19 protein-coding genes and 1 other RNA gene are annotated in these 19,771 nt (G+C 61.4%); 5 read left to right on the forward strand and 15 right to left on the reverse strand.

Annotated elements, in window-relative coordinates; translation table 11 throughout:
- Positions 1–11 precede the first annotated feature (11 nt).
- On the reverse strand, positions 12–440 hold the full coding sequence (gene rplM, locus BPHYT_RS16660) for a 50S ribosomal protein L13 (protein WP_007180422.1): 429 nt from the start codon (positions 438–440) through the stop codon (positions 12–14).
- Between the two features lie 650 nt (positions 441–1,090).
- Between rplM and BPHYT_RS16665 the strand changes: the two genes are divergently transcribed.
- On the forward strand, positions 1,091–1,513 hold the full coding sequence (locus BPHYT_RS16665) for an OsmC family protein (protein WP_012434310.1): 423 nt from the start codon (positions 1,091–1,093) through the stop codon (positions 1,511–1,513).
- Between the two features lie 109 nt (positions 1,514–1,622).
- Here the strand turns inward: BPHYT_RS16665 and rnpB are convergent.
- The 3 genes from rnpB to pyrC form a co-directional block, all read right to left on the reverse strand.
- An RNA gene (rnpB, locus tag BPHYT_RS36695) (RNase P RNA component class A) lies at positions 1,623–2,036 on the reverse strand.
- Between the two features lie 96 nt (positions 2,037–2,132).
- The gene (locus BPHYT_RS16670; protein WP_012434311.1) at positions 2,133–2,960 is read right to left on the reverse strand and encodes a DUF3025 domain-containing protein; all 828 of its coding nucleotides are present in this window, start codon (positions 2,958–2,960) and stop codon (positions 2,133–2,135) included.
- Between the two features lie 12 nt (positions 2,961–2,972).
- Positions 2,973–4,034 carry a dihydroorotase gene (gene pyrC, locus BPHYT_RS16675; RefSeq protein WP_012434312.1) on the reverse strand — a complete coding sequence of 354 codons (1,062 nt, stop codon included), beginning with the start codon at positions 4,032–4,034 and terminating at the stop codon, positions 2,973–2,975.
- A gap of 166 nt (positions 4,035–4,200) precedes the next feature.
- On the opposite strand from pyrC, the gene BPHYT_RS16680 reads away from it, so the two are divergent.
- On the forward strand, positions 4,201–5,136 hold the full coding sequence (locus BPHYT_RS16680; protein WP_012434313.1) for a class II glutamine amidotransferase: 936 nt from the start codon (positions 4,201–4,203) through the stop codon (positions 5,134–5,136).
- A 119-nt stretch (positions 5,137–5,255) separates the two neighbouring features.
- Here the strand turns inward: BPHYT_RS16680 and BPHYT_RS16685 are convergent, their stop codons facing one another.
- The 6 genes from BPHYT_RS16685 to BPHYT_RS16710 form a co-directional block, all read right to left on the reverse strand.
- Positions 5,256–5,981 (reverse strand): amino acid ABC transporter ATP-binding protein, encoded by a 726-nt coding sequence (locus BPHYT_RS16685; protein ID WP_012434314.1) that lies wholly within the window; start codon positions 5,979–5,981, stop codon positions 5,256–5,258.
- The gene (gltK, locus tag BPHYT_RS16690; protein WP_012434315.1) at positions 5,978–6,655 is read right to left on the reverse strand and encodes a glutamate/aspartate ABC transporter permease GltK; all 678 of its coding nucleotides are present in this window, start codon (positions 6,653–6,655) and stop codon (positions 5,978–5,980) included. Before gltK ends, BPHYT_RS16685 begins: the two co-directional genes overlap by 4 nt.
- Positions 6,655–7,395, reverse strand: coding sequence for an amino acid ABC transporter permease (locus BPHYT_RS16695; protein ID WP_012434316.1), 741 nt, complete (start codon positions 7,393–7,395; stop codon positions 6,655–6,657). The genes gltK and BPHYT_RS16695 overlap by 1 nt, the downstream gene beginning before the upstream one ends.
- An 82-nt stretch (positions 7,396–7,477) precedes the next feature.
- Entirely contained in the window at positions 7,478–8,371 is an 894-nt protein-coding gene (locus BPHYT_RS16700; RefSeq protein WP_012434317.1) for a glutamate/aspartate ABC transporter substrate-binding protein, read from the reverse strand.
- A gap of 285 nt (positions 8,372–8,656) precedes the next feature.
- Entirely contained in the window at positions 8,657–9,970 is a 1,314-nt protein-coding gene (locus BPHYT_RS16705; protein WP_012434318.1) for a Glu/Leu/Phe/Val family dehydrogenase, read from the reverse strand.
- A 139-nt stretch (positions 9,971–10,109) separates the two neighbouring features.
- Positions 10,110–11,066 carry a LysR family transcriptional regulator gene (locus BPHYT_RS16710; protein ID WP_012434319.1) on the reverse strand — a complete coding sequence of 319 codons (957 nt, stop codon included), beginning with the start codon at positions 11,064–11,066 and terminating at the stop codon, positions 10,110–10,112.
- Between the two features lie 173 nt (positions 11,067–11,239).
- Here BPHYT_RS16710 and BPHYT_RS37325 point away from each other — a divergent pair, with 173 nt between their 5' ends.
- A complete protein-coding gene (locus BPHYT_RS37325) occupies positions 11,240–11,380 on the forward strand; it encodes a hypothetical protein (RefSeq protein ID WP_238535599.1) in 141 nt (46 codons plus the stop codon).
- A 128-nt stretch (positions 11,381–11,508) separates the two neighbouring features.
- A complete protein-coding gene (gene purB, locus BPHYT_RS16715; protein ID WP_012434321.1) occupies positions 11,509–12,897 on the forward strand; it encodes an adenylosuccinate lyase in 1,389 nt (462 codons plus the stop codon).
- Between the two features lie 89 nt (positions 12,898–12,986).
- Here purB and BPHYT_RS16720 read toward each other — a convergent pair whose 3' ends face one another.
- From BPHYT_RS16720 to edd, 4 genes are all read right to left on the reverse strand, one after another.
- On the reverse strand, positions 12,987–13,484 hold the full coding sequence (locus BPHYT_RS16720; RefSeq protein ID WP_012434322.1) for a gluconokinase: 498 nt from the start codon (positions 13,482–13,484) through the stop codon (positions 12,987–12,989).
- Between the two features lie 10 nt (positions 13,485–13,494).
- Positions 13,495–14,892, reverse strand: a complete 1,398-nt coding sequence (locus tag BPHYT_RS16725; RefSeq protein ID WP_012434323.1) for a GntP family permease — start codon at positions 14,890–14,892, stop codon at positions 13,495–13,497.
- Positions 14,893–15,151: 259 nt separating this feature from the next.
- Positions 15,152–15,793 carry a bifunctional 4-hydroxy-2-oxoglutarate aldolase/2-dehydro-3-deoxy-phosphogluconate aldolase gene (eda, locus tag BPHYT_RS16730; protein WP_012434324.1) on the reverse strand — a complete coding sequence of 214 codons (642 nt, stop codon included), beginning with the start codon at positions 15,791–15,793 and terminating at the stop codon, positions 15,152–15,154.
- A 25-nt stretch (positions 15,794–15,818) separates the two neighbouring features.
- Entirely contained in the window at positions 15,819–17,723 is a 1,905-nt protein-coding gene (gene edd, locus BPHYT_RS16735; RefSeq protein ID WP_012434325.1) for a phosphogluconate dehydratase, read from the reverse strand.
- 296 nt (positions 17,724–18,019) lie between these two features.
- Here edd and BPHYT_RS16740 point away from each other — a divergent pair, with 296 nt between their 5' ends.
- Positions 18,020–18,865: a MurR/RpiR family transcriptional regulator gene (locus tag BPHYT_RS16740; RefSeq protein ID WP_012434326.1), complete on the forward strand. Its 846-nt coding sequence runs from the start codon at positions 18,020–18,022 to the stop codon at positions 18,863–18,865.
- Between the two features lie 72 nt (positions 18,866–18,937).
- Here BPHYT_RS16740 and BPHYT_RS16745 read toward each other — a convergent pair whose 3' ends face one another.
- On the reverse strand, positions 18,938–19,693 hold the full coding sequence (locus tag BPHYT_RS16745) for an OmpA family protein (RefSeq protein ID WP_041758572.1): 756 nt from the start codon (positions 19,691–19,693) through the stop codon (positions 18,938–18,940).
- Positions 19,694–19,771 lie beyond the last annotated feature (78 nt).

A 19,771-nucleotide genomic window follows, 5' to 3' on the forward strand; every position in this document is an offset into this window, starting at 1 on the left:
GTGGGCTCCCCTTAGATCTCGAGCGCTTTCGGCTGTTGTGCCGAATGCGGATGCGTTGCTTCAGCGTAGACCTTCAGCTTCTTGATCATCGCGTAGCCGAGCGGGCCCTTCGGCAGCATGCCCTTGACCGCTTTCTCGAGCGCACGGCCCGGGAAGCGTTCTTGCATCTTGCCGAACGTCGTTTCATAGATACCGCCCGGGTAGCCCGAGTGACGGTAGTACTTCTTGTCAGTAGCCTTGTTGCCCGTGACGCGCAACTTACCCGCGTTGATAACGATGATGAAATCACCGGTGTCGACGTGCGGAGTGAATTCAGGCTTGTGCTTGCCGCGAAGACGGTGTGCCACTTCGCTGGCGACACGCCCGAGAACCTTATCCGTCGCGTCAATCACGTACCATTCACGCGTAACCTCATGGGCTTTTGCGGAAAACGTCTTCATGATCGATCCAAAAAAATTGCTGCGCCCAATGTGTTTGTTCCTGCTTGTAGTGTGCGCATCGAGGCGCGTGCAGGCTCTCCCTGGTTCTTCCTCCGCGGGCGCGGATGCGGAAAAGCCTTGAATTATAATGGAATTTGCTACGGCAAGTCAAAACGTACAGGAGTGAGCGCGAGATTCCGCTGGAATCTGGTAGCTGGAAGCGTAATTTAGCGAGCTATCCGGCTCTAACCGGCTGTGCGTCGCGCAGGACGCGGGCGAAAAAAAACCCGAACGAGCGGTTCGGGTTTAATCCACCAAAGGAGGAGGTGGAGGAGACAAAAACGATTATATGAGCCGACCTTGTGCGACGCAAGAACATTTGCAATGCGAAATGCGATTTCATAATGTGGCAGCGTAGTTTTTTGGCTAGAATTTTCTAAATTTTCTTTGAAATCAAGCGCCAAGCGAGAACCGCACGGCCATATCCATAGAGACGAACTAGAGTAAAACCCCTAAATCTGCTAGGGCATTCCCGAATCGGCTGGACATGCCGCGGCGCAACACGCAAGCCGTCATCCGGCATAACTTGGGGCAAAAGTCGCCTCGGGCAGACACGCAAACGCCGGGCTACAATGCCCTCTCGATAAGGCAAAAGCGCGGTGGAGCACAGCATGGAATGCAAAGTGACCTGGATGGGACAGGACGGGATGGCGTTCGCAGCCGAGACGGGCAGCGGCCACCTGGTGGCAATGGACGGCGCGCCTGAAGGTGGCGGCCGCAACCTCGCGCCGCGTCCGATGGAAATGGTTTTGCTCGGCACGGGCGGCTGCACCGCCTACGACGTCGTGATGATCCTGAAGAAAAGCCGTCAGGAAATCAGCGATTGCTCGGTGACACTGAAGGCCGAGCGCGCCAGCGAAGACCCGAAAGTGTTCACCAAGATCCACTTTCACTTCACCGTGACGGGCAAGAATCTGAACCCGGCCACCGTGGAACGCGCGATCAATCTGTCGCATGACAAATACTGCTCGGCCTCGATCATGATGGCCAAGACCGCCGAGCTGACGCACTCGTTCGACATCGTCGCGGGCTGAACGCTGTCAGGCGGTCGCCGCGCGGCGCGGGCCTGAGCGCTCGCCGCCGAATGTGCGCACAAAAGAAAAATGCCGGCGTCCATCTGGACGCCGGCATTTTTTTGTCAGGTGGCAAAGCAAGCCGATAAGCCGGATTCTGTGCACGCGCAACGTCCGAAGACGCGACGCGCGTGGCAGCCATTCCTCTAGACGCGCCATTGCTGACGCGCTCAAGCTTCCTACCCGCAGACGTGACAGGGGCCCCGTCCTGCATCTCGAAGATGCTAGCCTGCCTACTTGGAATTGCTCCGGGTGGAGGTTACCGTGCCGGTCTGCCTTGCAGCAGCCGCGGTGCGCTCTTACCGCACCGTTTCACCCTTACCTGATCCCGGCTTGCGCCGGGCCATCGGCGGTTTGCTTTCTGTTGCCCTGTTCCGCGTGTTGCCACGGATGGCCGTTAGCCATCACCCTGCCCTGTGGAGTCCGGACTTTCCTCGCCCTCTTTGGCCGAAGCCGCTAAGGCCGCGACTGCCTGGCCTGCTTTGCTGGGGCGGATTTTAACACCTGCGGGAGCGGCAGGCCGGTTCTACGGGTGAAATAGCCGAATCGCCAAGGAGTCCTGCGACAAACCTCATCGCGCTCAACGCGCACGCCGCCCTGAGCGGAACACGGAGGTGTCGTCGTAAAACGCGGGCGAATCGTTCTCCGGCCACCAGCCCGGAACGCCCAGCACGGGCAACGGCGCGAACATGCGGCTTGTCAGCGCATCGGTGGTCAGCAGCGCCGCCGCGACGGCCTCGTCCAGCCAAGCGTCTCGCTTCGCAGCGTCCCATTCGAAATACACGGGCGGCACTTCGACTATCCACGCATGCCCCGTGCAAGCCTTGAACGGCGCAATCAGCTTTTCCATCAGCGCATGGCCAAAACAGCGCACTTCGCAACGGCTTCCCCATGCGTCGCGCCGGGCCACGAGCAGCGTGTGCCAGTCGAATCCACGCAAAGCCGCGCTCAAAGCAGGATCAGCGCAAGCGAACAGCAATGCGTTCTCGTCAAACAAGGTTAGCGTATCGGGCACGCCGCCTCGCGTCGGACCGACGCCCAACACCTCGATGGCCGCCCACTGCCGCGCGTTCAGCGCTGCTTTGATGCGCGGAAAGGCAAACCACATCGACGCATTGAAGAAGTCGTGCAGATTGTGGCGCGTCGGAACGCAGCCGGTCGACGCGATATGTGCTTCGTACGCCGCGCCGGGTGGCAAATCGTCCTGGGCGATAAACGCGAGGCGCTGGCCGCGCCCGGTGCTCTGCCGCATATCACCGGCGTCGGCGTTCATTTCGGCGAGCAATGCCGCGTAGCTCGTCAGGGCCGCTTGCTGCCACCGCTTGCCGCGTTCGGCAAAAGGCGCGAGCCACGGCTTGGTCCAGTCGATTGCAGCGAAACCTGGCGGCTGCGCCTCATGCGCCTGCATCTTGCTGATGCCTTAAACCAGCCGCCAGCCAATCGACTCGCCGCCGCGCAGCGGCACGACCGGCGTATCGCCGACCGGCAATTCGGCCGGCAGCGTCCATTCCTCACGACGCAGCGTGACCTTCTCTTCGCTGCGCGGCAGACCGTAGAAGTCCGCGCCGAAAAAGCTCGCGAAGCCTTCGAGCTTATCGAGCGCGTTGGCGTTATCGAACGCTTCCGTGTACAGCTCCAAAGCGTGCAATGCCGTGTAGCAACCCGCGCAGCCACACGCGTGCTCTTTCAACCCCTTCGGATGCGGCGCACTGTCCGTGCCGAGGAAGAAACGCGGATTGCCCGACGTCGCAGCCTCGACCAGCGCCACGCGATGCGTCTCCCGCTTTAACACCGGCAGGCAGTAGTAATGCGGGCGAATGCCACCCTGGAAGATCGCGTTGCGGTTGTAGAGCAGGTGATGCGCCGTGATCGTCGCGCCCAGCAGCTCAGGCGCCGCGCCGGCTTCGCGGATATAGTCGACCGCGTCTTTCGTGGTGATGTGCTCGAACACCACTTTCAGCGCCGGAAACGCGCGGCGCAGCGGCGTCATGACCCGGTCGATGAACACCTTCTCGCGGTCGAACAGATCGATCGACGAATCGGTCACCTCGCCGTGCACGAGCAGCGGCATACCGACTTCCTGCATGACTTCGAGCGTTTTGGCGCACTTCATGATGTCGGTGACGCCCGCGTCCGAATTGGTCGTCGCGCCCGCCGGATACAGCTTTACGCCATGCACGAAGCCGCTTTCGCGCGCGCGGCGGATCTCGTCGGGCGGCGTGTTGTCGGTCAGGTACAGCGTCATCAACGGTTCGAACTTCGCGCCTTCAGGAATCGCGGCGACGATCCGCTCGCGATACGCCTGCGCCATCGCGGTGGTCGTGACCGGCGGCTTCAGGTTCGGCATGATGATCGCGCGGCCAAACTGGCGCGCGGTGTCCGGCAACACGGCGGCCAGCATTTCGCCGTCGCGGACGTGCAGGTGCCAGTCGTCCGGGCGGGCGAGTGTGATGGAGTCGATGGAAGCGTTGGAAGCGGTCATGGCGGCGGGAAACGAGATTCGACGACAAAAGCCAATCTATGCGGTCAAACCGCAACGTTGCGGCATAAACACACGTCAATTTTGCTATTTGGCGTTTCTGGCTCGGTGATATGCTTGGAAAATCATCATTGTAACGGCTCGCCCCGTTCACAGGCTTACCCGCAACATGTGCCAACTTCTCGGAATGAACTGCGCCGCGCCAACGGATGTCACGTTCTCGTTCACCGGCTTTGCGGCGCGCGGCGGCGTCACCGATCACCACGCCGACGGCTGGGGCATCGCCTTCTTCGAAGACAAAGCCTGCCGCCTGTTCATCGACCATCAATCGTCAGCGACCTCGCCGATCGCCGAAATGGTCAAGCGCTACCCGATCAAATCGAAGAACACCATCGCGCATATCCGCAAGGCGACGCAAGGGCACATCCTGCTGGAAAACTGCCACCCGTTCATGCGCGAATTGTGGGGACGCCACTGGATTTTCGCGCACAACGGCGATCTCAAGGATTATTCGCCCGTGCTATCGGGCGTGTATCAGCCGGTCGGTACGACTGACAGCGAACTCGCTTTCTGCGCGTTGCTCGAAGGCCTGCGCAAAGCGTTTCCCGGCGCGCAGCAGCCGCCGCTCGACGAACTGTTCGCCGCGCTCGAAACCCTCACGCGCGAAATCACGCAGTTCGGCGTGTTCAACTTCCTGATGTCGAATGGCCAGGCGCTGTTCGCGCATTGCTCCACACATCTGTATTACATCGTGCGGCGCTGGCCGTTTTCCACCGCGCATCTCGTCGACGCGGACGTTTCGATCGACTTCGCCAAATACACCACGCCCGAAGACCGCGTCGCGGTGATCGCCACCAAGCCGCTGACCGACAACGAAGTGTGGACCGCCTTCGAACCGGGCGATCTGATGATGTTCCAGCACGGCGAAGTGATCGGGCGCGTCAACGTGCCGGTGCCGGATTCGGTGCTGGAAAAGCTGCGCAATCCGGCTTTGGATGCGTCGGCCTCAGCAACCACGATCGCCGCTTCGGCCGAAACGCTAGCGCAGCCGGAGGCCGAACTCGACCTCGAAGCGGCCGACGACACCGCCGCGTTCGAATCCTGATCACTTGACCATCCGCTCAAAAGAGAGCCGCCACAAACGAAAAAGCCGCTTCGAAAGAAGCGGCTTTTTTCTGCCCGCGCCGCGCCGCATGAACGACGCGAGGCGACGCCATAACAAACTCAGTGCAGAATCTTCGCCAGAAAGTCCTTCGCGCGATCCGACTTCGGATTCGCGAAGAAGTCTTCCTTGCGGTCGTCTTCCACGATCAAGCCCTTGTCCATGAAGATCACGCGGTGCGCGACCTTCTTCGCAAAGCCCATTTCGTGCGTCACGCACATCATGGTCATGCCTTCCTGCGCGAGTTCGACCATCACGTCGAGCACTTCGTTGATCATTTCCGGATCGAGCGCCGAAGTCGGCTCGTCGAACAGCATGGCGATCGGATCCATCGACAACGCGCGCGCAATCGCCACGCGCTGTTGCTGACCACCCGACAATTGGCCCGGAAACTTGTCCGCGTGCGCACGCAGGCCGACGCGATCGAGCAGTTTCAACCCCTTCGCCGTAGCTTCGTCGTTCGAGCGGCCGAGCACCTTCACCTGCGCGAGCGTGAGGTTCTGGACGATCGACAGATGCGGGAACAGCTCGAAGTGCTGGAACACCATGCCAACCTTGGCCCGCAGTTTCGACAGATTGGTTTTCTTGTCGGTGAGCGACTGCCCGTTGATGACGATCTCGCCCTTCTGGAACGGCTCGAGGCCGTTGACGGTTTTGATCAGCGTGGACTTGCCCGAGCCCGACGGCCCGCACACCACCACCACTTCACCCTTTTTGACTTCCGTCGTGCAGTCGGTCAGCACTTGAAACTGGCCGTACCACTTCGAAACATTCTTGATAGAGATCATCTTGCGACCTTTTTCTGAAGACCTTTGACGAGGCTCGACGCGACCACACAGATCACGAAATAACACGCGCCCGCGAACAGTACCATCTCGACATTCGTACCGTCACGGTCGCCAATATTCGTGGCGGTGCGGAAGAAGTCGGCGAGGCTGATCACGTAGACGAGCGACGTATCCTGAAACAGCACGATGCCTTGCGTGAGCAGCAGCGGGACCATGGCGCGGAACGCCTGCGGCAGCACGATCAGACGCATGGACTGCGCGTACGTCATGCCGAGCGCGAACGAAGCGTTGACCTGCCCGCGCGCCACCGACTGAATGCCGGCGCGGATGATCTCCGAATAGTAAGCCGCCTCGAACAGCGAGAACGCGACCATGGCCGACGCGAGGCGAATGTCGATATCCGGCGACAAACCGAGCACGTTTTGCAGCACCTGCGGCACGATCAGGAAGAACCACAGCAGCACCATCACCAGCGGGATGGAACGGAAGATCGTCACGTAACCCTTCGCGAACCACTCGAAGGGTTTGAACGACGACAGCCGCATCATGGCGAGAATGGTGCCCCAGACGATGCCGAACACGATCGCGATCAGCGTGATCTTGAACGTGACAATGGCGCCGGTCCACAGCGTAGGCAATGCGCCCGGAATACCGCTCCAGTCGAAATGGTGCATTACTTGCCTCCGATATAGCCGGGCAACCGGGTCTTGGCTTCGACCCAGCGCATGAGTTGCATCACGACCAGATTGATCAGCATGTACGCGATCGTGACCGCGATGAACGACTCATACGTCTGCGACGTGTAGTCGACCAGTTGGCGCGCCTGAGCGGACAGATCGAGCAGGCCGATCGTGGACGCCACCGCCGAGTTCTTGAAGATATTCAGAAACTCGGAAGTCAGCGGCGGCACGATGATCCGGTAGGCGACCGGCAGCAGCACATAGCGGTACGTCTGCCATTGCGTGAAGCCCATGGCCAGGCCCGCGGCGCGCTGACCTTTCGGCAGCGCGTTGATACCCGAGCGCACCTGCTCGCATACGCGCGCAGCCGTGAAAAGCCCGAGACAGATGATCGACGACGAGAAAAACTGCGCGCCGGGCGGCAGTTGCTTGAACCAGTTGCCCATCGAAGCGGGCAGCAACTCCGGTATCACCAGATACCAGATGAAGAACTGCACGATCAGCGGGATATTACGGAAAATCGCCACATACAGCGTGCCGATGCCCGACGCCCATTTATTCGGCACCGTGCGCAGCACACCGAACAACGAACCGACGATCAGCGCGATCACCCACGCCGACAGCGACACGGTAATCGTCACCCAGAAGCCCGACAGCAGCCAGCCCAGATAGGTGGTCGGCTCGCCGGTGGAGACGGGACTCAGCAGAATGCCCCAGTTCCAGTGATATGACATGACCAAGACTCCAGCAAAAAGAAACGGAAGAAGCGCGTGGCCCCTTCCGTCTCGTTCAGCGTTTCAAAAAAACAGCTAAGGTTTAATCGATTGCCTTGTCATTCGGGCTCTTGTAGAGAGCCTTGATATCGTCGCTTTCCGGGAAGTTCAGATTCAGGCCCTTCGGCGGAATCGGCGATTCGAACCACTTCTTGTAGATCGCGTCGGCTTCGCCCGAGGTTTCGACCTTGGCGATCGCGTCGTCCACCACCTTCTTGAATTCCGGATCGTTCTTGCGAATCATGCAGCCGTACGCTTCATGCGATTGCGGCGCGCCGACGATCACAAAATCGCCCGGATTGTTCGACTTGGCGCGCTCGCCCGCGAGCAGCGCGTCGTCCATCATGAAGGCAGCGGCGCGGCCGGTGGAGAGCGTCAGGAACGACTCGCCGTGGTCCTTCGCGCTGATGATGTTCATGCCCATGCTCTTGTCCTGGTTCATCTTGCGAAGCAGGCGCTCGGACGTGGTGCCGGCGGTCGTGACGACCGTCTTGCCCTTCAGGTCCGCCCAGTCCTTGATGCCGGAGTCTTTCTTGGTCATCAGACGCGTGCCGATCACGAAGATTGTGTTCGAGAAGGCAGCCTGTTGCTGACGCTCAGCATTGTTCGTGGTCGAACCGCATTCCATGTCGACGGTGCCGTTCTGCACCAGCGGAATACGGTTTTGCGACGTGACCGGCGTGAGCTTCACCTTCAGGTTCGGCATGTTCAGCTTCTGCTTCACCGCCTCAACGACCTTCAGAGCGAATTCCTGCGAGTAGCCGATGACGTTCTGCTTGTCGTCGTAATACGAAAACGGAATCGACGATTCGCGATGACCCAGCGAAATGACACCCGTGTCCTTGATCTTTTTCAGCGTACCAGCGTCTTGCGCATGCGCGCCAACCGTAAACAGTCCGAGAGTCGCGAGCAGCAGCGCAGCTTTTTTAACCTTCATGTGTGATCTCCTTGGCAAGAACCGGCGCCAGTTTAGCAAAGTAATTATTCTGAAAGTATGGCTATAAACCATGTTGTTGCGTGTGCGCCGCTACGGGTTGGCGGCGCTTCCGGCCGGTCGGTCAACCTTTCCGCATATGCAAAGGCGGGCGGCATCGATACGATGCCGCCCGCCGGGTCGAACACGCCGTCTTGTGGACCGCGTTGAAGCAAGGATTGGCGGCGGCCCCGCGGAGTAGCGGAACCGCCGTTTGAAGCGGAAAAGAAGCCGATAGAAGCGGAAAGATCAGGGATACAGGCCGCGCAGTTCGCGCGCTTCCAGAATCCGCTTACACGCGACGATAAACGCCGCCGTCCGCACGGACACCTTCTGCTCGCTCGACACTTGCCACACCGCGGCAAACGCTTCACGCATCACACGCTCGAGGCGCTGGTTGATCTCGTCTTCCGTCCAGAAGAAGCTCGAGAAGTCCTGCACCCATTCGAAGTACGACACGGTCACGCCGCCGGCATTGGCCACCACGTCCGGAATCACGAGGATGCCGCGATCGTGCAGGATGTCGTCCGCAGCCGTGGTGGTCGGGCCGTTCGCGCCTTCCACGACGATCTTCGTCTTGATCTTGCTGGCGTTCTTTTCGGTGATCTGGTTTTCCAGCGCCGCCGGGATCAGGATGTCCGATTCGACGGTCCAGAATTCCTCGTTCGTCACCGAGTCGGCTTCGGGGAAACCACCCACGCCGCCCGTTTTGGCCACATGTTCGAGCAGTGCGACGGCGTCGATACCGGTCGACTTGTACAGCGAGCCGGTGTGATCCTGCACGGCGACCAGCTTCGAACCGGCTTCCTGGAACAGACGCGCCGCGATGCCGCCCACGTTACCGAAACCTTGAACCGCAATGCGCGCGCCCTCGATGTCGACGCCGATACGGCGTGCGGCTTCCGAAGCCGTCACGAACACGCCACGGCCCGTCGCCTCGCGGCGGCCGAGCGAGCCGCCCAGCGTAATCGGCTTGCCCGTCACGACGCCGGTGGCCGTTTGGCCCTGGTTCATGGAGTACGTGTCCATCATCCACGCCATGATCTGCTCGTTCGTGTTCACGTCCGGCGCGGGAATGTCGGTATTCGGTCCGATGATGATGCCGATTTCGCTCGTGTAGCGGCGCGTCACGCGCTCCAGCTCACCACGCGACAAGGTGCGCGGATCGACACGGATGCCGCCCTTCGCGCCGCCGTATGGCACGTTCACGGCAGCGTTCTTCACCGACATCCACGCCGACAGAGCCATCACTTCCGACAACGTCACGTCCTGGTGGTAACGCACACCGCCCTTGCCCGGACCGCGCGACACGTTGTGCTGCACGCGATAGCCTTCGAAGTGAGCGACCGTGCCGTTATCGAGTTCGATAGGCACGTCGACGATCAGAATGCGCTTCGGGCGCTTCAGGGTTTCGAGCCAGCGGGACAGGGAGCCGAGGTACGGCGCAACGCGATCGACCTGACGCAGGTAGTTGCCCCACGGGCCGAGATCGTCTTTATTCAGGTAGGAAGGAACCGACTGCAACGTTGATGCGGATTGGACTGCTTGTTGCTGGGATGACATGAACGCTCCGGCGTTGAACGAATGACAGCATTGTCGAAAAACGCCGTTTTGAAATCCAATGCCGTTTCCTTATCCGATTATGTTTTTTTTGCATAACGATTAAGAAGCCGCAAATTGGTGTCGTCGGGAGCCAGGATTTTCAGGCCGTGCCTTGCGCCAGTTCCTCCGACACCACTTCCCACAATTGACGCGCGAGGATTTGCCGCGCGTCGTCGCTCTTCGCCGCGAGCTTGTCGCGATAGAGACGAATCTCCATGGTCAGCGTGAGCTGGCCTTCCGGCGTACCGCGCGTGGCGCGGTCGAGGCGGATCAGCTTGCCATCGGCGACCGCGTCTTCCACCGCACTGTGCGGCAGGAAGGCGATGCCGTGCCCGGCCAGCGCCATCGCCTTAAGTCCCTCGGCCATGTCGGTTTCGTAGAGGCGGTCGAGGTACAGGCGCTCCGGTGCGTTGGCGAGGATCACTTCGGTCATGCGGCCCAGGTACGCGTTCGGCGTGTACGACAGGTAAGGCGTGGGCGCCTCGGCCGTGCCCGGCAACGTGTGACGCGGCCGGCCGGCGCGGCCCGGCGCCGAGAACGGACTGATCGGTTCGTTGCCGAGCGTCAGCATGTCGTAGCGGCCCAGATCGAGCGCGACCGGATGGCTGGGATGGTGATAGCCCATCATCAGATCACAGCCGCCTTCCACGAGCGATAACGCCGCGTCGTGCACGTTCAGGGCTCGCAGACGCGTGTGGATCGGACCCAGATGGGCTTCGATCCGCTGCAGCCAGCGCGGGAAATAGGTCAGCGACAGCGTATGCGGCACGGCGAACTCGATGGTCGCCTGCGGCGTCGCCGTGTGACCGCGCAGCAGCGCGCGCGCTTCGTGGAACTGTGAGAGCATCGCGAGCGCCTGCTCGTTGAACACCTGGCCGGCCGCCGTGAGCCGCGTCGGATAGACCGAGCGGTCGATCAGCTCCGTGCCAAGCCATGCTTCGAGCGCCTGGATCCGCCGGGAGAACGCCGGCTGCGTGACGTGGCGCAATTCAGCCGAGCGGCTGAAACTACGCGTTTCCGCGAGCGAAACGAAGTCTTCGAGCCATTTCAGTTCCATGCGGGGCCTGCTGCCGACGGGAGAGAGGAAGTCAGCATTCTAGTGGGTGTCGTGAAGCGGGCTGTCGCCGCAGTGCGCCAGAACGCCGCAATCTCGGCCTTCTCTCGGCCTTCGACATCGACCTGTGCGACGACGAGAGCTTCATCCGGCGCGTAGTCGAAGCAGGCCGCAACGTGATCGCAGTGGACGATCCGCAGGCCAGCTGCCTGCATCTGGTGCATCCCGCGTCCACCTCGCGCTGTTTTTCGCGCTACTCGATGCCGTCGTTCACGCTGCCTACCCTGTTTCCCGGCTATGACGGTTACCCGGGCTAGCCGCTGCACGGGCGTTATGCCGTCGCCGCGTGACGCCGCGTCGAAATCAGGCCGGTCAGCGTCCGGTGGTAAAATTCGCGGTTCCCGCAGTTTCCTCCGCGTTTTCATCCTTGCGCCACGCCCCCATCATGTCCGACACCCGCCCCGACACCCTGTTCGCGCTGAACGCGCTCTCCCCGCTCGACGGCCGCTACGCCTCGAAAACCGAAGCCCTGCGCGACTGGCTCTCGGAAGCCGCATTCATGCGCAATCGCGTGACGGTCGAAATCCATTGGCTGATCGCGCTCTCGCGCGCCGGTTTCGCCGAAGTGCCGCGCTTTTCCGAAGCGTCCGAGCAATTCCTGCTGCAGCTGGCCGAGCGCTTCACCGCGCACGACGCCGCGCGCATCAAGGAAATCGAGCGTGTGACGAATCACGACGTGAAAGCGGTCGAGTACTGGCTGAAGGAATCGGTGAAGGGTCAGGCGGAACTGGAGCGCGCGAGCGAGTTCATCCACTTCGCCTGCACGTCGGAAGACATCAACAACACCTCGCACGGCCTGATGCTGGCGGGCGCCCGCGAACACGTGATTCTGCCGGCGCTGCGCTCGGTGCATCAGCGTCTCGTCACTCTCGCCCACGCGCACGCCGAACAGCCGATGCTGTCGCGCACGCACGGCCAGCCGGCGAGCCCGACCACGCTCGGCAAAGAACTCGCCAACGTCGCGGCCCGCCTGGAACGCGCGATCGATCGTATCGCCAAGGTCGAACTGCTCGGCAAGATGAACGGCGCGGTCGGCAACTTCAACGCGCACATGTCGGCCTATCCGGAGTTCGACTGGGAAGCGTTCTCGCGCGAAGTGGTCGAGCAGCGCCTGAAGCTCACGTTCAATCCGTACACGATCCAGATCGAGCCGCACGACTACATGGCCGAACTGTTCGACGCGGTCTCGCGCGCCAACACGATCCTGCTGGATCTGGACCGTGACGTATGGGGCTACATCTCGGTCGGTTACTTCAAGCAGCGCACCAAGGCCGGCGAAATCGGTTCGTCGACCATGCCGCACAAGGTCAACCCGATCGACTTCGAAAACTCCGAAGGCAATCTCGGCTTGGCTAACGCCACACTGCGCCATCTCGCCGACAAGCTGCCGGTCTCGCGCTGGCAGCGCGACCTGACCGATTCGACGGTGCTGCGCAATATCGGCGTCGCGTTCGGCTACTCGCTGCTCGCGTACGACTCGCTGATCCGCGGCCTGGACAAGCTCGAAGTGAATGCCCAGCGTCTGAACGAAGACCTCGACAATTGCTGGGAAGTGCTGGCCGAGCCGGTGCAAACGGTAATGCGCCGTTACGGCATCGAGAATCCGTACGAGCAGTTGAAGGAACTGACGCGCGGCAAGGGCATCACGCGTGAAGCGCTGCAAACGTTCGTCAACGGCCTCGCGATTCCGCAAGATGCGAAAGACCGCTTGCTCGCTATGACGCCGGGTTCGTATATCGGCAAGGCCGTCGAATTGGCTAAGCGGATCGCTTAAGCGGTCTCGTTGCTGATTGCCTCGTTGAAGTCGAGGCGTAAAAAAACCGCTCCGTGGAGCGGTTTTTTATTTGCAGCAGCGAAACAAACTCACTTGCGAGCTTCGACTTGCTTCAGCACTTCGACGACGATCTCTTCCGGCGACAGCTCGATGCTCACCGTGATGGCTTCGTCCGGTCCCGGCTCTTCGAGCGTATCGAGCTGGCTTTGCAGCAGCGACGGATCGAAGAAATGCCCGGTGCGCGTGGTCAGCCTCTGCTCCAGCACTTCACGCGAACCCTTCAGATACACGAAGCACACGTCCTTGTCGCCGTCGCGCAAAACGTCGCGGTACGAGCGTTTCAGCGAAGAGCACGTGAACACCGCCGTTTCGCCCGCCTTCTGCTTCTCGACGATCGCCACGCGGATGGTTTGCAGCCACGGCCACCGGTCTTCGTCGGTAAGCGGAATGCCGTGGTGCATCTTCTCCTTGTTGGCGGCGCTGTGAAACGCGTCGCCATCCGTGAACGCGCAGTGCAGGCGTTCCGCCAGCATTTCGCCAATTCTCGTCTTGCCGGCGCCCGACACGCCCATTGCGATCAGAATCATCAAAAACTCCTTACACGACCGCCGCGAGTGCGAAGGTCAAACCCAAGCCCATCAGTGAAATGATGGTTTCGAGGAGCGACCATGTCTTGAAGGTCTGCCCCACTGTCATACCGAAGTATTCCTTGATCAGCCAGAAACCGCCGTCGTTCACGTGCGAGAAGATCAGCGAGCCCGAACCGGTGGCGAGCACCAGCAACTCCGGCTCGACATGCACGCCGCTAGCCGAAGCGATCGGCGCGACGATGCCGCATGCGGTCGTCATGGCGACCGTCGCCGAACCCGTGGCCAGACGAATCAATGCGGCCACCAGCCAGCCGAACAACAGCGGCGACAGATGCATGGCCGTCGCCACATTGACGATTTCCTTCGAAATGCCGCTATCCATCAGCACGCGCCCGAAACCGCCGCCTGCGCCGACGATCAGCGTAATGCCCGCGATCGGCGCAAGACAGTCGCCGCAGAATTTCTGAATCTGCTCGCGAGTGAAACCACGGCTCGCGCCGAAGGTCCAGAAGCTCACCAGCACCGCGATCAGCAGCGCGACGTCCGAATTACCGGCGAAATGCAGCAGATCGTTCGGCAAGGTTTTCGGCGTGGTGAAGAGATCGGCCCAGCTTCCGACCAGCATCAGAATCACCGGCAGCAGAATCGTGAGCAGCGTGATGCCGAAGCTCGGCAGTTCGCGCTTAGGTGCTACGTTCTGTGCTGCGGTCTGCGCGCCGTTTTTGGTTTCGTCACCGTGACCCAGGAATTGCGCGGCGAGCGCGTTCTCTTTCGGCAGCTTGATGTAGCGGCTGATCATCAACGCGAACAGCGGACCCGCGACGATCGCGGTCGGCACACCGACGATCAGCCCATAAGCGATGGTCCGGCCGATATCCGCGTGATACGCCTGCACCGCGAGCATCGCGGCCGGATGCGGCGGAAGCAGGCCGTGCACGACGGACAGACCCGCGACCATCGGCAAGCCGACCAGCAGCAACGACTTGTTGGTGCGCTTTGCGACGTTGAAGGCGATCGGAATCAGCAGCACGAAACCGACTTCGAAGAACACCGGCAAGCCGACAATAATCGCCACGATCATCATCGCCCAGTGGATGTTCTTCTCGCCGAAGAAGTCGATCAACGTGGTGGCGATGCGCTCGGCGCCGCCCGATTCGGCCATCATCTTGCCGAGCATCGTGCCGAGACCGACCACGATGGCGATGTGCCCAAGGGTATTGCCGTTACCCGTTTCGAACGATTTGACGATGGTCGCCATCGGCATGCCGGATGCAAGACCCAGCAGCAGCGACACGATGATCAGAACGAGGAACGGATAGACCTTGTAGCGTGTGATCAGCAGGATCAGCAATGCGATGGCGATCACCGCGAAGACCAGCAGCGTGCTGCCGTGGACAGCTTCCATGAAGCCCCTCCTTTTTGCGTTATTGATTTGAGTGCGTGCGGAACACAGCCAGCACCTTGTCTCATGGCGGCCTGTGCGGCACCTTGAAACCGGGCTGACCGCGCGGACGCTGAATTTTACTGTTTGTTATCTGCAAACGTGCGCCAATTCTGCGCGCATATCGCAAAAGAGCCTCGCCAAGACAGCCTGAGCAGCTGTATCGACGAGGCTCCTTTGTGTCGGACCTTGGATAACGGGTTAACGAGCGCGCGGCTTGAACTTAGTGAGCCGGTGCCGCCAACTGGCTCGCGGCACGCGCCAGACGCGTGACCTCGTCCCAGTTTTGCGCGGCGAGCGCGGCTTTCGGCGTGAGCCACGAGCCGCCCACGCACACCACGTTCGGCAGCGACAGGAAATGCGTCGCCGTTTCCGCCGTGATGCCGCCGGTCGGGCAGAACTTCAGATTCGGGAACGGGCCGTGGAATGCTTGCAGCATCGGCACGCCACCGGCTTGCTGCGCCGGGAAAAACTTCACGATCTCATAGCCGAGTTCCAGCGCCGTGATGATGTCCGTCGGCGTCATCACACCCGGCAACAGCGGCAAGCCCGCATCCTGCGCGGCCTTGTGCATGTCTCTCGTCAAGCCAGGGGAGACGCCGAACTGCGCGCCCGCCTTCTTGGCCTGAGCGCAGTGCTCGGGCTTCGTAATCGTGCCGACACCGACCACGATATCTTCGGCCAACTGGCTCGCACGTTCGATCGCTTCGAGGCCTGCTGCGGTGCGCAAAGTAATTTCCAGCACCTTCACGCCGCCCGCATGCAGCGCTCGCGACACGTTCTCACCCTGCTCGACCGAATCGAACGCGAGCACCGGAATCACCGGGCCGAGGCGCACGATATCGCTTACTGTTTTCGACGTCATAGTCAGACTCCTTGTTCTGCAGCACTTAGCTGGCGTGAGTGGTGCTTGTGTGTTTTGCGGTGTGAGCTTTGGCTGCTTCGCCGTGATGAGCCGAACGCTCGCCCACCATCGCGCCGAATACCGACGCACCCTGCTCCGCCGGCGCCGCCGCCGCACGGAATACACTGAACAGTTCGCGGCCGAAGCCGACTTCGTTTTCCGCCTGATGCTGCGGCACGGCGTTAGGGCGGGCTGCCCATTCGGCTGCGTCGATCTCGATGTCGAGCACGCCGGCTTCGGCGTCGATCACCAGCATGTCGCCGGTGCGCACCTTGCCGATCGGCCCTTGCAGCAACGCTTCCGGCGACAGATGAATCACCGCCGGCACCTTGCCCGACGCGCCGGACATGCGGCCGTCCGTGACCAGTGCAACATGGAAACCTTGATCCTGCAACACACCGAGCAGCGGCGTCAAACGATGCAGCTCAGGCATGCCGTTTGCCCGCGCGCCCTGGAAGCGCACCACGGCGATGAAGTCGCGCTTCAGCTCGCCCTTGTCGAATGCTTCCTGCACGGCTTCCTGCGAATCGAATACGATCGCCGGCGCCTTCACCTTGCGATGCTGCGCCGCCACCGCGGAAATCTTGATCACGCCGCGCCCGAGCTTGCCCTGCATCAAGCGCAAACCGCCGTCCGGCTGGAACGGTTCCTTGATGCCGCGCAGCACCGCCGTGTCTTCGCTGGCTTGCGCGCCCGGCACCCATTGCAGCTTGCCGTCGATCAGCTTCGGCTCTTCGGTGTAATGCTTCAGGCCCTTGCCCGCGACTGTGTTGACGTCTTCGTGCAGCAAACCGCCTTCCAGCAGATTGCGCACCAGGAACGCGACGCCGCCGGCCGCGTGGAAGTGGTTCACGTCGGCCTTGCCGTTCGGATAAATCTTCGCGAGCAGCGGCACGGCTTGCGACAGTGTGTCGAAGTCGTCCCAATCGATCACGATGCCCGCCGCGCGTGCAATCGCGACCAGGTGCAGCGTGTGGTTGGTCGAGCCGCCCGTCGCCAGCAGCGCGACGATACCGTTGACGATCGCTTTTTCATCGACCACGTGGCCGATCGGCGTGTAGTTGCCGCGTTCTACGGTCAGCTCCAGCACACGACGCGCGGCTTGCGCGGTCAGCGCGTCGCGCAGCGGCGTATGCGGATGCACGAAAGCCGAACTCGGCAGATGCAGGCCCATGACTTCCATCAGCATCTGATTGCTGTTCGCGGTGCCGTAGAACGTGCAGGTGCCGTGGCTGTGATACGCGGCGGCTTCCGCTTCGAGCAGCGCGCCGCGGTCGCACTGGCCAGTCGCGAAGAGCTGGCGCGTCTTGGCTTTGTCGTCGTTGGACAGGCCGCTGCCCATCGGGCCGGCCGGCACGAAGATGGTCGGAATATGGCCGAACTGCAGCGCGCCGATCAGCAGGCCCGGCACGATCTTGTCGCAGATGCCGAGGCACAGCGCCGCGTCGAACATGTTGTGCGTGAGCGCGACCGCAGTGCTCATCGCGATCACTTCGCGCGAGAACAGCGACAGTTCCATGCCGGCATTGCCCTGCGTGACGCCGTCGCACATGGCCGGCACACCGCCCGCGAATTGCGCGACGCCGCCGTTTTCACGCGCGGCCTGCTTGATGATGTCCGGGTAGTTTTTGTACGGCGCATGGGCCGACAGCATTTCGTTGTACGAGGACACGATGCCGATGTTCGGCTCGCGGATCTGCTTGATGACGAGCTTGTCGTTGCCTTCGAGGCCGGCGAAACCGTGAGCGAGATTGGCGCAGGAGAGCGCGCCGCGCGCCGGAAACTTGCCCTGCGCCTGGTGGATGCGGGCGAGATACGCCTCACGCGTCGGCTTGCTGCGCTCGACCACACGTTGCGTGACCTTCAACAATTGCGAATGCGGGGAAACCATCGGAGCTCCTTCGTCGCTGGCTGAAGAGGTGCGTGTGCGCGCACTGTGCCAGGTAGGTATCGCGGGGATGTCGAATCAGTTGACGACGCCATCTTAGTAGAAAAACTACACGATCGCAATGTTCATTGCTGCTGCGCTGCGGCATATTCAAACTGCCTAAAACGCCCATGGGCTTTGACTTCGCGGGTTTCATTCGAAACCTAGGGATTACACCTACGGGCTAAAATGTAGTTTTTGTACCTTTCCGGCAATCGGTATATAGTCCACGCATTCTTCAGCATAGTGCGAGTTTTCCAATGATGCTGTCCCAGGTGGAAGAGATGCGCGAGCAGTTGCGGCCCTCCGAGCGCAAACTCGCCGACTACGTGATCGAGGCGCCACGCGAGGTGCTCGATCTGTCGATGACGGAAGTGGCCGCGCGCGCAGGCGTGAGTCAGCCAACCATCGCGCGGTTCTGTCATGCGCTCGGGTTTTCGGGGTTTCGCGAGTTCAAGATACGGCTGGCGCAGGGGATTGCGTCGGGCGTGCCGACCGTCTATCGGGATGTGCGGCCGGATGAAGGCGCGCCCGGACTGATTGCCAAAGTGTTCGATCGAACCATCGGCACGCTGATCGAGGTGCGCAACAGCCTGTCGCCGGATAGCGTGGAAGCGGCCGTTGAGTTGCTAGCGAACGCGGCGCGTATCGAATTCTATGGAGCGGGCGGATCGGGCATCGCCGCGCAGGATATCCAGCACAAGTTTTTTCGGCTCGGCATGCCGAGCGTCGCGTACTCCGATCCGCATACTTACTCGATGTCGGCGGCGCTGCTGGGGCCTGGCGATGTCGTGGTCACGGTGTCCAACACGGGTCGAACCCGCGACATCATCGAAGCGGCGCGCTCGGCGCTCGCTCGCGGCGCGAAAGTGATCGCGATCACGCATGGCAGTTCGCCGCTTGCGCGTGTCGCGTCGATTTGCCTGTTCTCGAACGTGGTCGAGGAAAACGACGTGTTTTCGCCGATGACATCGCGCATGTCGCATCTGGCGATCGGCGATATTCTCGCGGTGGGCGTCGCGCTCAAGCGTGGGCCTGAGTTGGTGGAGCGGGTTGGGCAGGCGAAAGGGGTGATCGGCCGGTTGAGGATTGACGGCGAAGGTTGAAGGGGTGCGGATAAAAAGGCCTGCGCGATGGCAGGCCTTTGGGGTCGAACATCAAACGATGCGTGTCGCTGCTTACTCGGCGAACACGCGGACATCGACGCGACGGTTCTGCGTGCGGCCCTCGGCCGTCGCATTCGGCGCCACTGGATCAGCGCTGCCGAGACCACGCGCGACGAACTGATCGGCGTGGAGACCGCCGTCTCGCAGATATTGCATGACAGCCGCAGCGCGCGCTTGCGACAGTTTGAGGTTATGCGCTTCCAAACCTGTCTTGTCGGTATAACCCGTCACCGTCACGCGATGCAGGTTGACGCCCTGGTTCACGTTCATGAAGCGGTCGAGGTTTTCCTTCGCAACCGAGCTAAGCGCCGCGCTGTCAGTGGCGAAGTTGGCGTTGCCTTGCAGCAGTAGACGAACCTGCGGAACCACCGGCTTCACTTGCGACTGCGGAGCCGGTTGTGGCGGCGCTGCCTGCGGAGCAGGCTGTTGCGCGACCGGCTGCGGGGTCGGCTGTTGCATGACCGGCTTGCCACACATGAAGGTCCATTCGCGCGGATCTTGCTTCGGCGCGCCGCCGCTTACGCGATCGACTGCTTCCACCCACGTCACAGGCTGGGCCTTACAGGTTTCCTCGGCGACCCGCACACAGGTCTGCGAGCTTTGGAAGAGTCCTGAGCAACTCACCCGGTAGATCGGCGCCTGCTGATTCGGCACGCTGATCGCGTGAAGCGTATAAGTCGCCCCCGATTGGGCGGTACATGCAGCAAGGAATGTCACAAACGCGCCGAGCAACAGCGCGCGCAAGGATTTGAAAAGAGTTACGTTCATTTTCACGGATTCAGTCAATTGAAGCGGCGCCCTTGCCGCGTGCATTGCGGACAAGAGCGCGCTTGCAGTTAAGTCAGA

The organism is Paraburkholderia phytofirmans PsJN (assembly GCF_000020125.1).
GTDB classification, from domain to species: Bacteria; Pseudomonadota; Gammaproteobacteria; order Burkholderiales; family Burkholderiaceae; genus Paraburkholderia; species Paraburkholderia phytofirmans.